The 12051-nt window shown below is 67.9% G+C and carries 13 protein-coding genes; 8 read left to right on the forward strand and 5 right to left on the reverse strand.

What is annotated here, in order from left to right; translation table 11 throughout:
* The 8 genes from QN152_09830 to QN152_09865 form a co-directional block, all read left to right on the forward strand.
* Nucleotides 1–256: hypothetical protein (locus tag QN152_09830; protein MDR7539809.1), on the forward strand; the 256-nt coding region annotated here is incomplete at its 5' end.
* A gap of 63 nt (nt 257–319) precedes the next feature.
* Nucleotides 320–2917, forward strand: a complete 2598-nt coding sequence (locus QN152_09835) for a heavy metal translocating P-type ATPase (protein MDR7539810.1) — start codon at nt 320–322, stop codon at nt 2915–2917.
* A gap of 12 nt (nt 2918–2929) precedes the next feature.
* Entirely contained in the window at nt 2930–3130 is a 201-nt protein-coding gene (locus QN152_09840; GenBank protein ID MDR7539811.1) for a hypothetical protein, read from the forward strand.
* Between the two features lie 30 nt (nt 3131–3160).
* Complete coding sequence (locus tag QN152_09845; protein ID MDR7539812.1) at nt 3161–3463, forward strand: hypothetical protein; 303 nt, start codon at nt 3161–3163, stop codon at nt 3461–3463.
* A gap of 16 nt (nt 3464–3479) precedes the next feature.
* Nucleotides 3480–4121, forward strand: coding sequence for a hypothetical protein (locus QN152_09850; GenBank protein ID MDR7539813.1), 642 nt, complete (start codon nt 3480–3482; stop codon nt 4119–4121).
* Nucleotides 4118–5143: a cytochrome b N-terminal domain-containing protein gene (locus QN152_09855; GenBank protein ID MDR7539814.1), complete on the forward strand. Its 1026-nt coding sequence runs from the start codon at nt 4118–4120 to the stop codon at nt 5141–5143. The genes QN152_09850 and QN152_09855 overlap by 4 nt, the downstream gene beginning before the upstream one ends.
* 455 nt (nt 5144–5598) lie before the next feature.
* On the forward strand, nt 5599–6279 hold the full coding sequence (locus QN152_09860) for a response regulator transcription factor (GenBank protein MDR7539815.1): 681 nt from the start codon (nt 5599–5601) through the stop codon (nt 6277–6279).
* Nucleotides 6280–6287: 8 nt separating this feature from the next.
* The gene (locus QN152_09865) at nt 6288–7691 is read left to right on the forward strand and encodes an ATP-binding protein (GenBank protein MDR7539816.1); all 1404 of its coding nucleotides are present in this window, start codon (nt 6288–6290) and stop codon (nt 7689–7691) included.
* 33 nt (nt 7692–7724) lie between these two features.
* Here QN152_09865 and QN152_09870 read toward each other — a convergent pair whose 3' ends face one another.
* The 5 genes from QN152_09870 to QN152_09890 are packed head-to-tail and all read right to left on the reverse strand — an operon-like array spanning nt 7725 to nt 12007.
* Nucleotides 7725–9329: an amidohydrolase gene (locus QN152_09870; protein ID MDR7539817.1), complete on the reverse strand. Its 1605-nt coding sequence runs from the start codon at nt 9327–9329 to the stop codon at nt 7725–7727.
* Between the two features lie 8 nt (nt 9330–9337).
* Nucleotides 9338–10468, reverse strand: coding sequence for a zinc-dependent alcohol dehydrogenase family protein (locus tag QN152_09875; GenBank protein MDR7539818.1), 1131 nt, complete (start codon nt 10466–10468; stop codon nt 9338–9340).
* A 45-nt stretch (nt 10469–10513) separates the two neighbouring features.
* Nucleotides 10514–11314: an alpha/beta hydrolase gene (locus tag QN152_09880; protein MDR7539819.1), complete on the reverse strand. Its 801-nt coding sequence runs from the start codon at nt 11312–11314 to the stop codon at nt 10514–10516.
* A 41-nt stretch (nt 11315–11355) separates the two neighbouring features.
* Nucleotides 11356–11871 (reverse strand): ATP-binding cassette domain-containing protein, encoded by a 516-nt coding sequence (locus QN152_09885; GenBank protein MDR7539820.1) that lies wholly within the window; start codon nt 11869–11871, stop codon nt 11356–11358.
* Entirely contained in the window at nt 11864–12007 is a 144-nt protein-coding gene (locus QN152_09890) for a hypothetical protein (GenBank protein MDR7539821.1), read from the reverse strand. Before QN152_09890 ends, QN152_09885 begins: the two co-directional genes overlap by 8 nt.
* Between the last annotated feature and the right edge of the window lie 44 nt (nt 12008–12051).

Genomic DNA, 12051 nt, shown 5'->3' on the forward strand with positions numbered 1-12051 from the left:
GATGCTGGCCCGTCTGAGTCTTGGACCGGAGCACGAGTCCTGGATGATGATGAGCGGACTCATCGCTCTTTGCGTCTTGCTGGCAGTGGCGCTGGTCGTCCTGCCCCTGTTCGGGGCGCGCGTGGCCGTGGTCACGGCGGTCACGGCCGTCCTGGGGATCCTGGTCATGTGCTACATCATCTGCGTATCCCGCGTATTTCTGCGGAACACGCCCGCCGGCCATGCGGGCAGGCATGTGCACCGGGGTTTCCACTGAGCTCTGGCGCCGCCGGAGCGGGACGGCCCACATCGGCCGATCTCTGAGGAGGAAGCTGTCAGAATGATTGATCAAAAGCAGAAGCACGTCGGGAACCCCAAGCTGACGGAGATCGCCCTCCCGGTGAGAGGGATGTCCTGCGCGTCATGCGTGGCCACCGTGGAAGGCGCGCTGCGCGGCATCGACGGTGTGGCCTCGGCGACGGCCAGTCTCACCGCCGAGAAGGCCTTCGTTACCTTCGATCCGGGCAAGGTGCGCCTGGCCGACCTGGAGCAGGCCATCCGGGATGTCGGGTACGAGGTGGGGAAGGAAGTCCTGGCGCTGCAGATCGGCGGGATGAGCTGCGCCTCCTGCGTGACGTCCATCGAGACGGCGGTGGGCAGCCTGCCGGGCGTAGCCTCCGTGCAGGTGAACCTGCCCGCGGGGACGGCAACGGTGACGTACTACCCCGGCCTGGTCACCCCGGCCCTGATCAAGCGAACGATCCGCGATCTGGGCTACCAGGCCGCCGAGAGGCTGGAGGGAGCGGCGGCTCTGGACCGGGAGCGGGAGGCCCGCCGTCGGGAGATCCGCCGCCAGGGGCGGTGGATGCTGGTGGCCTGGCCGCTGGCGCTGGTAGTCATGCTGGGGACCTTCCAGGATGTCTGGATCCTCCCGCGTTTCGTGCCAGGGGTCCTGGCGAATCCTCTCATCCTCTTCGCCCTGACCACGCCCATCGTCTTCGGCCCCGGGTGGCAGTTCTTCATCAATAGCTACAGGGGGCTGCGCCACGGGGTGACTGACATGAACCTGCTCTACGCCACAGGAATCGGCGCGGCCTACCTCATCGCCGTGATCAACACCTTCTTCCCCCATGCAGGTTTCGGCGGGCCGGAGGCGACGTTCTACGAGGCGGCAGCGCTGCTCACCGCCTTCATCATCCTGGGCCGATACCTGGAGGCGCTGACCCGCGGCCGCGCCTCGGAAGCCATCCGCAAACTGATGAGCCTGCAGCCGAAGGTTGCCCGGGTGCTGCGTAACGGCGCCGAGGTGGAGATTCCTGCGGACGAGGTAGAGGTGGATGAAGTGGTCGTTGTGCGTCCCGGCGAGCAGATCCCGGTAGACGGGATCGTCCTTGAGGGCTACTCGGCTGTCGACCAGTCGATGATCACCGGCGAGTCCATGCCTGTGGAAAAGCGGGCGGGCGATGAGGTCATCGGCGGCACGATGAACAAGACGGGCGCCTTTAAGTTCCGGGCCACCAAGGTCGGCCGCGACACGGCGCTGGCACAGATCATCAAGCTGGTCGAAGACGCCCAGACCAGCAAGGCGCCCATCCAGCGGCTGGCTGACCTGGTCGCCGGCAAGTTCATATTCTGGGTACACGTGCTGGCCCTGGCAGTCTTCCTCTTCTGGTTCTTCATCGGCTACGCCCGGTTCTTCTCCCCGGAGACCCGCCTGATGCTCACCCCCTACACGCTGGCCGGCGTGGGGGTGTTCGGCTTTGCCCTGCTGGTCTCCGTGGCGGTGCTGGTGATCTCCTGCCCCTGCGCCGTGGGCATGGCCACGCCCAGCGCCATAATGGCCGGCACCGGTAAGGCGGCGGAGCACGGCATCCTCTTCAAGGGCGCCGACGCCATCGAGGCGGCCAGCCGGCTCACCCACATCGTCTTCGATAAGACCGGCACCCTGACAAGAGGCGAGCCGTCGGTTACCGACGTGGTGGCCGCAGAGGGGTGGTTGGAGGACCGGGTGCTGCGCCTGGGGGCGGCTGCGGAGGTGAACTCGGAGCATCCCCTGGGAGAGGCCATCGTGCGGGCGGCGCGCGGCCGCGGGCTGGCCGTGGACGAGCCCGAGGCCTTCAGCGCCATCCCCGGACATGGAGTGGAGGCCCGTGTCGGCGGCCGCATGGTGCTGCTGGGGAACCGGCGTCTGATGCGTGACCGCGGGGTAGACATCACTGCCTTTCGGGGTCAGGCGGAGCGCCTGGAGGAAGACGGCAAGACAGTCATGTTTGTGGCCGCCGACGGGCAAGTAGCCGGCCTCATCGCCGTAGCCGATACGCTCAAGGAGCACTCTGCGGAGGCCGTGCACATCCTGCACCGTCTGGGGCTGCGCGTGGTCATGATCACCGGAGACAACCGGCGGACCGCGGAAGCCATCGCCCGGCAGGTGGGGATCGACCGCGTCCTGGCCGAGGTCCTGCCGCAGGACAAGGCCCTGGAGGTCAAGGGCATGCAGATGCGCGGCATGCGCGTGGCCATGGTCGGTGATGGCATCAACGACGCCCCTGCGCTGGCCCAGGCCGACGTGGGCATGGCCATCGGCTCGGGCACCGACGTGGCCAAGGAGACGGGGCACGTGGTCCTGATCAAGGACGACCTGCGGGACGTGGTCACGGCCATCGAGGTGGCCAAGGCCACGATGCGCAAGGTCAAGCAGAACCTCTTCTGGGCGTTCGTCTACAACACGGTGACCATTCCCATCGCCGCCGGTCTCCTCTACCCCTGGTCCCGGCAGGTGGTCAGCCCGGAGATCGCCGCCTTCCTCATGGCCATCAGCTCGCTGACGGTGACGCTGAACACGACGCTGCTCAAGCGGTTTGTCCCCAGCCTGCGAGGCGGCAGGGCTCTGGCTGGCATCCGGCGGGAGCTGGCACCCCTGGTAGGCGTCCCGCACTGAGGAGGAAGGGCCATGCGACAGAGCAGCACCGTGCGCCTGGCAGGTCTTCTGGGCATGGGCATCGCGCTGGCCGCGGCGGCGGCCTTCTACGGCGCGGCCACCGTCGCTGGCTACGCCCCCGTTGCCCGCTACGGTGGGGCCCTGTGGGTGGGCCTGCTGGCCTGGATCATCACCATGCCTGTGCTGGCGCCCCTGCTCCGGCGGCGGGCGTAGGCGGAGGACCGCTTTCGGGAGGAGATGGCGATGGCAGAGCTGTGGCAGGCATACGGGAACTGGATTCTCTTCGCGCTGTTCTTCATCCTCATGATGGGGCACCATCTGTTCATGGGACACGGCGGCCATGGCGGGCGGCGCGTTGCGGCGGGCGGGACGGCGCACGGAGAGGGGCACGGAGAGGGGCACAGGGAGCGGCACGATGAGGCGCCCAAGGAGGTGCACGGAGAGGGGAACCTGGAGGGGCACGCAGAGGGGCACCCTCACAGCGCGAAGGGGAGCGCCGCCACGCCGCGTCGCTACCGGGGGCATTCCGGGGGCTGCTGCCATTGAGCCAAGGAGGGCTGGCATGCGGCTGAGGCGACGGTTGGCTGCTGTGGTCCTGTTGGCCGCGGCATTTGCCCTAACCCCTGGGGGCACGGCGCTGGCGCACAAGGGGAAGTTGCCCCAGGACGCCCTCACCCTGGTGCGACAGGCCGCCGCCCTGCTGGCGCAGAACCCGGGGATGACTGGCGAGGTGCGGGAGCGCCTGCAGGCCGCCCTGAAATCCAGGAAGCCGGAAGGCGTTCGCCTGGAGCAGGTGGCTGAGGCGCTGCGCGCCCTGGAGCGGCGGGACGTCGCTACCGCGCGTCGCCTGCTGGCGATGGCCATCATGCCGGCCGGTATGCCGATGCCTGCTCCGGGACCTGGTGGCAGCGTGCCGCCGCGCCCGCAGGGACGGGTGGGTCTCCCCCGGACCGCGCCGGGGCTCGGTTCGGTGCCCGTGCCACCTCCCGCTGCACCGGAGAGCCAACAGCAGGCCTCGCCCGTTGCACCGACGGGCAGGCAACAGGCCCAACCGGCGTCCGTGGTGGCAGCAATGCAGATGAGCGAGCCCCTGCGCGCCCGCTTCGGCGGTTCGACGGTGGAGATCCTCTTTCTGGCGGCCGGCATCGGGCTCGTCGGGCTGGGTCTGTTCCTCCTGCGGCCAGGAAAGGAGGGAGGGCGGTGACCGGAAAGACCGGTCTGTGGCGGGCCGTGGACGAGCGGCTGAAGCTGTCGGAACTGGCTTATCCTGTCCCGCGCCACGCCAACACCCTGGCCTACTCTCTGGGGGGCATCTCCCTCATCGGTTTTCTCGTGCTGATCGTCTCCGGCGTCCTGCTCGCCCAATACTATGTGCCGTTCCCGCAGTCCGCCAACGACAGCGTCCGGACCATGATGCAGACTACCGGCATCGCCCGCCTCCTGCGGGGCGTACACTACTGGGCCGCACAGGTGGTCATGGTTACGGTGCTGCTGCACATGATCCGGGTCTTCACCGCGGGGGCCTTCAAGAAGCCCCGTGAGGCAAACTGGATCATCGGTGTCGGGTTGCTGGCTTCCACCGTCGGCCTGTTCTTCACCGGGACGGTCCTGAAGTGGGACCAGGAGGGCTTCGAGGCCCTGGAGCATAACGTGGCCATCGGCCACCTGCTGGGCGGCCTGGGGCACTGGTTTACCCCGTCGTTTGCGGAAAACGTCCCGCTGCTGGTCCGCCTCTACATCGCCCACATCAATATCCTGCCGGGCATCCTGCTGTTGCTCGTGGCCGCCCACTTCTGGCTGATCAAACAGCACGGCATCTCCCGGAGGCCGGGTCAACCGGCAGGGGAGATGCTGCCCTTCACGACGCACCTCAAGCATCTGGCCAAGTACGGGCTGATCCTGGGTGGGCTCCTGCTGATCCTGGCAGTCCTGCTCCCGCCGACAGTGGGGCCGGCTCCCGTGGAAGGGATCGAGGTGACGAAACCGCCCTGGCCCTTCCTGCCTCTCTTCGCCGTGGAGAACTGGATCGGCATCCCCGGTCTGTTCTGGGCCAACGTCCTCATCTTCATCCTCCTGCTGCTGGTTCCGTTCGTCGATCGTCGCCCGGAGGAGACTGCGGTCCGGCCGCCCGTCCGCCTCGTGGTGGGGCTCGCCGCGCTTCTGGGGCTGGTCGTGCTTGGGCTGCTGGCCTGGCTCACGCCGGGGGCGGTGCACGTGGGAGGCTAGGACATGCTGCCGCGTGGCAAGGAGACGATGCCGTGAGACCGCCAGGCGATAACCTGCCCGAGGAGCCAGCGGGCGACCGCGTGCTGGCCCTGCTCCTCATCCTGGCTGCGGGGGCGCTGGCCCTCATGCTGGTCTGGCTGGTGGGGCGATGATGGACCCCCTGGACCGGATCGACCTCCTTGCCCGGCTGCGGACGATCCGCGGACACCTGCTATGGCCCGTCTGACCGTGGGCGGGGCACGATGTTTCCGACGTGCGCGCTGGCGAAGCATGTTCCCGGAGACCCCCGCCGGCAGGAACTGAGCCTCCTCTCCCCCGCGGAGTACCTCATCAGCCGAGTTCCCGGCTGCGATGTCAAACCCCGGGCCGCGGCTGTCGTATAGTGAGGAGGGCTCTCGCCCATGAGGAAAGAGGCCTGTCAATCCGGGCGTGGCTGACGCTGTCGGGGGCCGCGGATGAAGATCCTGGTGGTGGATGACGAGGAGACTATGGTCCGGTCACTCTCGGCCCTGCTGGCGCAGGAAGGCTACACCGTCGCTGTGGCCACCGACGGTCCCCGGGCGCTGCAGGCCGCCCGGGTGGAGCGGCCCGACCTGATTCTCCTGGACGTGCTGCTCCCGGGGATAGACGGGATCGAGGTCTGCCGGCAGATTCGCACCTGGTCGACGGTCCCCATCATCATGCTGACAGCGAAGACGGCAGAGGTGGACAAGGTTGTCGGGCTGGAGGTCGGTGCCGACGACTACGTGACCAAACCCTTCAGCCCGCGGGAGCTGGTGGCGCGGGTCAAAGCTCAGCTACGCCGCGCGCAGATGCAGGCGCAGGAGGCCGGGCGAGACCGGCTGCGGTCCGGCGAGGTAGAGCTGGACATCGCCCGGCACCGGGTGACTGTCCGCGGCAAGGAGGTGGCCCTCTCCCCCAAGGAGTTCGATCTGCTGCGGGTACTGATGAGTCACCCCGGCCGCGTCCTGGGGCGCGATTACCTCCTGAACCAGGTCTGGGGTGAGGATTTCTTCGGCGACACGCGCACGCTGGACGTCCACATCCGGTGGCTGCGGGAGAAGATCGAGTCCGATCCCAGCACCCCCACCTACATTCAGACCGTCCACGGCGTGGGCTACCGCTTTCAGGGATAGATGCCACCATGTTCCGGCGCATCCGCTGGAAGCTGCTGGCCACCTATCTCATCGTGGTCTCCCCGACGATCGTCTTTCTGGGTGTGCACCTGACGCGCCAGTTTGAGGCGGCCTACAGTGAGCGGTCCGAGGCGGACCTGCGGGACCTGGCCCGGCTGCTGAGTGCCGTGGCGCTCGACGGGCTGGGCAGCGGTCGTCCGGAGGTCCTTCGGCGGCAGGTGCAGGCTGTGCCCCCAAGAGCGGACCTCGCGGTCTTCGTGACCGACGCGGCGGGGACCGTGGTGGCCTCGCGGGGGCCCGCAGCTCCGATTCCCGGCGTCAGGGCTGAAGGTGCCGCTGTTGCTAATGCCCTGCGGGGAGAGGAGGTCAGCGGTACGGGCGCGGTTCCAGGTGGAGGAGAGGCCGTCTATGCCGCCGTGCCGGTGCGGGCCGGAGGTCGCGTCCTGGGAGCGGTGTACGTGCTGCGCCCGCTGACGTCGCTGCACGGGCAGATTCGGCACGTTCGCTGGGTGGTGGCCTGGGCCACGGTCGTGGCGCTGGCCATTGCCGGAGGGCTGGCCCTGCTCCTGGCGCGCAGCATCGCCGGCCCGGTCCAGGAGATGCAGGTCGCGGCCAGCCGCCTGGCCGCTGGCCACCTGGACCAGCGCATCCCCGTACGCACGCGCGACGAGCTGGGGGACCTGGCCCGTTCGCTCAACTACATGGCCAGCGAGCTGGCCCGCATCGATTCCCTGCGCCGGCAATTCGTCGCGGACGCCTCCCACGAATTGCGGACGCCCGTAGCCAACCTGGCCGTTGCCGTGGAGGCCCTCAAGGGCATGGTCTCCCCTGACCGGGGCGATGCGGCAGTATTGGTGGAAGCGGTGGAACACGAGGTGGGCCGGCTGCGCCGGCTGGTCGAAGACCTGCTGGACCTCTCCCTCGTTGAATCAGGTGAGGTGCGCCTGAATCTGCTCACAGTGCCTCCCGCCGAGATCATCCACCGCGCGGTGCAGCCCTTCTATCCCCGGGCGGAGGCGGGAGGCATCAGGTTGCAGGTGGAGCTCCCGGCGCGGCTGCCGTCGGTGAGAGCCGACCCGGAGCGGACGGTGCAGGTACTGACCAACCTGCTGGACAACGCCCTGAAGTACACGCCGCCCGGTGGCCAGGTAACTGTCAGCGCCAGCGAGCGCCGCGGCCACGTCCTGCTGGGCGTGGCCGATACCGGACCGGGAATCCCTGAAGCCGATCTGCCGCACATCTTCGACCGCTTCTACAAGGTGGACAAGTCGCGTACCGCCGCCCGCGGCGGAGCGGGGCTTGGCCTGGCCATCGCCAAGCGCCTGGTGGAGGCTCAGGGCGGGATCATTATGGCGGAGAATGTGGAGGGCCGTGGCGCGCGCTTCCTCGTGGCCCTTCCCCGGGCTGGATGAACCGCGGCTGGGCAAAGCAGAATGTCAGCGCGGTCAGAGGTGTCCGAACACCTGAACGCCGCCGATGAAGGTCGCCATCACGCCGATCTCGCCGAGCGCGTCAGGCTCGGCCGCAAACGGATCGTGCGACAGGACGACGAAATCGGCTAATTTTCCGGGTTCGAGGCTGCCGAGATGGGCTTCCTCGAAGGCGGCGTAGGCTCCGCCAAGCGTGTACCACTGGAGGGCTTCGCGCAACGTGATCGCCTCTTCCGGCACGCATGCGGCCCCGCTTACCGTTCTGCGGCAAATGGCGGCACACATACCCCGCAGTGGCGCACCGTCTACCACCGGCCGATCGGAGCTCAGAGCTACAGGAATGCCGCGGAGACTGGCCAGCGGGTAGGTGAGTCGCAGGCGATCCTCACCAAGAGCGCTTCGAAACCCATCCCCGAGTTCATAGATGAACCGCGGCTGGGTAACCACCACGACGCCGAGCCGCCTGATTCGCTCGATCAGGTCGGCCCGCAGAACCCCGCAGTGCTCAATGCGGGGCCGCCAGCGACCTGCCCCCGGCCCCATGGCGCGCTCAATGGCGTCCAGCCCCACCTCGATGGCCCGGTCCCCGATGGCGTGCATGGCGACCTGCCATCCGCCGGCATGGGCCATGCGCACCTGTTCCGCGATCCGTTCTTGGGACTTGACCAGCAGCCCACAGTTGCCGTCGGTATCGGCATACGGATCGGATAGCGCCGCCGTGCGCCCAATCAGCGACCCGTCGATGAAGATCTTGACAGCGCCCAGCCGGAGCCTCTCGTCTCCAAACCCTGAGTGCAGGCCGAACGCGAAGTCGAAGCGGCCGTCGCGGACCGCCAGCGACTCCACATCCACCATCAAACGCACCCGCTGCAGCAGTAGCCCTTCGCGGGTTGCCTCCTGGTATGCGCGAAACTCCTGAGGCGCGATCCAGCCGGCCCAGGCGTCCTGCACGCTGGTGAGGCCCTCGGAGGCCATCTGGCGTCCGGCAGCGGCCAGCGCCTCCTTGGTCCTCTCCAGCGAGTAGGGCGGCAGGACGCGCTTGACCAGTTCCTGGGCCGTTTCCTTCAGGACCCCGGTCGGCTCGCCGCCGGCTCCACGGTCAATCACTCCCCCCGGAGGATCGGGTGTGTGCCGGGTAATACCCGCAAGGCCCAGGGCGCGGGAGTTGGCGACGCCCATGTGGCCGGACACGTGGATTAGCCAGACCGGATGGTCCGGAGAGGCGGGATCGAGATCGTGGCGGGTTGGGTGCCGGCGCTCGGCCAGCTTGTTCTCGTTGTAGCCGCCTCCCCGAATCCATTCACCGTGAGGGTATTGGGCCGCCCTGGATGCAACCGCCGTCACGATGTCGTTGATGCATGTGGCCGCTCTAACGTTGACTTCGATCAGACTCAGCCCGAAGAGCAGCACATGACAGTGGGCATCGTGGAAGCCGGGTACGACGGTCCGGCCTTCGAGGTCAACGATCTCCGTGGACGGTCCGGCCAGGCCGCTCAGGTCTTCATCCATGCCCACAGCCACAACCTTTCCCTCCCGGACCGCGAGAGATTGCGCCTCCGGACGGTCGGGGTCAAGGGTGATGATACGGCCCCGGCGGAAGAAACGGTCAGCGAAAAGCATGGCCCACCCTACGCGAACCGGATCACCTGCCGGACCACTTCCCCACCGGCCAGCGCGTCGAAAGCTGGGTTGATCTCGTCCAGCGCGATCGTGCGGGAAAGCAGGCGATCCACCGGCAGCAGCCCGGCCTGATAGAGGGCGATGAAGCGGGGGATATCGCGGCGCGGCACGGCTGAACCCATGTACGAGCCTCTGACCGTGCGCTCCTCGACCACCAGGCTCACCGCGGATACGGCAAACTGTCTCCCTGGGTGGGGAAGTCCAATGGTTACCGTGACGCCGCCGCGCCGCGTGGCCTGGTAGGCCTGGGCCAGCACCCGCTCGCTGCCCACGCTCTCAAAGACATACGAGGCTCCACCGCCGGTGAGGTCGTGGACGGTCTCTACGGGGTCGCCTTCTTTCGCGCTCACGGTGTGCGTGGCGCCCACCTCTCGGGCTAGATGCAGCTTGCTCTCAACGAGGTCGACGACCACGATCGGCCAGGCCCCTGCCAGGCGGGCGCCCATCACAGCGGAAAGCCCCACGCCGCCCAGGCCGAAGACCGCCACGCTGGCGCCTGGCTCGACCCGTGCCGTGTTGACCACGGCGCCGACTCCGGTCACCACCGCACACCCGAAGAGCGCCGCCTCCTCCAGCGACAGGGTCGGATCGATCTTGACCAGTGACTCCTGCGCGGCGACGGTAAACTGCGTGAAGGCTGAGACGCCCAGGTGGTGGTGGAGTGCCTGCCCGTCCCGGTCCCGGAAGCGGCGGGCGCCGGACAGCAGCGTACCCGCCAGGTTGGCCTTCGCCCCATTCTCGCAGAGTGCCGGACGGCCGGTGGCGCATGGGCTACAGTGGCCACACGCCGGGACGAACGAGAAGACCACGTGATCGCCCGGTGCCAGGTCGGCCACCCCCGGCCCGATTTCGCGCACGACGCCGCTGGCCTCGTGGCCCAGCACCAAGGGCATGACGCGGGGGCGGGAGCCGTCGATCACCGACAGGTCCGAGTGACACAGCCCGGCCGCCGCGATCTGGATCAGCACCTCGCCCGGGCCCGGGCCGTCGAGGTCCACCTCCTCCACCACTAGCGGCCTCGACTCGGCATACGGCGGAGGCTGTTCCATCTTGTAGAGGACGGCGGCTCGCGTTTTCATGCCCACTCCCTCCTCGGCGCGTCCCCGGATATGTGTGGGGCGACATCAGCCGATGAACGCAGCCAGTTCCTGTGAGAACTTGTCCGGCTCTTCCACCATCAGGGCGTGACCGCTGTTCTCGAACCACACGATCCGGCACTCCTTGATGCGAGGAACCATGTACTCCGCCCAGCCGGGATGGCAGACCTGGTCGTGGCGACCGTGGCAGATGAGCACCGGCAGGTCTACCTCACCCAGCCGCCCGCGCAGGTCTTCGGTCAGCAGCGTTTTGAAGTACTTGAAGCCGACGTACGCCGGCATTCTCAGCCACTGTGAGAGGAACCATGCCTTCGTCGCCTCGAGGTCGGTGCGGTGGTAATTCAGTCCGGCGAACGCGGCCATGGTCTCCGGCAGGCCGCGCCGCACGGCCTCTAGCGACGCGGCCGCGGTGGCCTCGTCCATCCCGTAGGGTTCGGTGGGGGTCTGCGTGAAGCGGGGTGTGGCCGGCCCGACCATGACCAGCCTGGTCACCCGCACATCCTGGTTGTAGTCCAGCACGTACTTCAGCCCCACCCCCGCCCCCATCGACCAGCCCACGAAGGTCACATCCCGCAGGTCCAGCGATCTGAGAAACGCGCGCAGGTCCCCACACATCTCGTCATAGGTATACGCGGAGTACGGCTTGTCCGAGTCGCCGTGGCCCCGGAGGTCTACGCATACACAGCGGTAGCGGTCATGGAGGTCGAGCACGGCGTAGTTCCACGTGTCCACCGTGGCGGAGAACCCGGGAACGAACAGGATCGGCTTCCCCCGGCCTCCATCCCGGTAGTGCATGCGGATTCCAGTCTCGAGGTCGATAAACGGCATGACCCTCCCTCCCGTTCGCTCAGTGTCCTATTGCGCTACGCTCAGCCCCGCGCAGCCACGATTTCGCCGCGTTCGATCGTGTACGTTCGGTTGGCGAGCGCATCGATGTGCGTCAGTTCCGACTCGGCGATGAGAACGGCGACATCCTTGCCTGCCAACCGTCGCAGCACACTCGTAATCTGCTCGACCAGGGTCGGGGCCAAACCCTCGAAGGGTTCGTCCAGCAGCAGGAGGCGGCTCCCGATCAGTACCGCCCGAGCCAGCGCCACCAGCTTCTGCTGCCCGCCACTGAGCTGCCCGGCCCGGCGGGCAGCCAACGATTGAACGATCGGCGGCATCATCTGGTAGACGCACGCCAGCCGCTTGCGCCCATCATCCAGTCTGTTGGCCCACACCGGCACCAGGAGATTCTCCTCCACGGTGAGCAACGGGGTGAGCCTGCGATCCTCCGGGAGGTACCCGATGCCCAAGGCCGCCCGCCGGTGGGGTGGCATCTGCCGGAGATCGGCGCCATCGAGGGTGATGGAACCGGCAGAGGCCGGCATCAGGCTAGCCAATGACCAGGTCCACCCGTTCGTCCAGGGCCAGACGCCGGAGTTCGGCCATCTGCCGGTCGGCTCCGCCCGCCTCGTCGATGATCACCCCCCGGATGGGCACCTCGGCCGGCCGCGCCGCCCCCGCGCGTACTGACAACCCACCCGTGACGAGCAGGCCTGCCAGCAGGACCGGGACTAGCA

Source organism: Armatimonadota bacterium, from assembly GCA_031459715.1.
In the GTDB taxonomy this organism is placed as follows: Bacteria; Sysuimicrobiota; Sysuimicrobiia; order Sysuimicrobiales; family Humicultoraceae; genus Humicultor; species Humicultor tengchongensis.

What these genes read in the sequence shown, in the direction of transcription:
- QN152_09870 (MDR7539817.1), bottom strand. Translation starts at nt 9,329, where the DNA reads ATGCTTTTCGCTGACCGTTTCTTCCGCCGGGGCCGTATCATCACCCTT.
- QN152_09860 (MDR7539815.1), top strand. Translation starts at nt 5,599, where the DNA reads ATGAAGATCCTGGTGGTGGATGACGAGGAGACTATGGTCCGGTCACTC.
- QN152_09840 (MDR7539811.1), top strand. Translation starts at nt 2,930, where the DNA reads ATGCGACAGAGCAGCACCGTGCGCCTGGCAGGTCTTCTGGGCATGGGC.
- QN152_09865 (MDR7539816.1), top strand. Translation starts at nt 6,288, where the DNA reads ATGTTCCGGCGCATCCGCTGGAAGCTGCTGGCCACCTATCTCATCGTG.
- QN152_09845 (MDR7539812.1), top strand. Translation starts at nt 3,161, where the DNA reads ATGGCAGAGCTGTGGCAGGCATACGGGAACTGGATTCTCTTCGCGCTG.
- QN152_09850 (MDR7539813.1), top strand. Translation starts at nt 3,480, where the DNA reads ATGCGGCTGAGGCGACGGTTGGCTGCTGTGGTCCTGTTGGCCGCGGCA.
- QN152_09880 (MDR7539819.1), bottom strand. Translation starts at nt 11,314, where the DNA reads ATGCCGTTTATCGACCTCGAGACTGGAATCCGCATGCACTACCGGGAT.
- QN152_09835 (MDR7539810.1), top strand. Translation starts at nt 320, where the DNA reads ATGATTGATCAAAAGCAGAAGCACGTCGGGAACCCCAAGCTGACGGAG.
- QN152_09875 (MDR7539818.1), bottom strand. Translation starts at nt 10,468, where the DNA reads ATGAAAACGCGAGCCGCCGTCCTCTACAAGATGGAACAGCCTCCGCCG.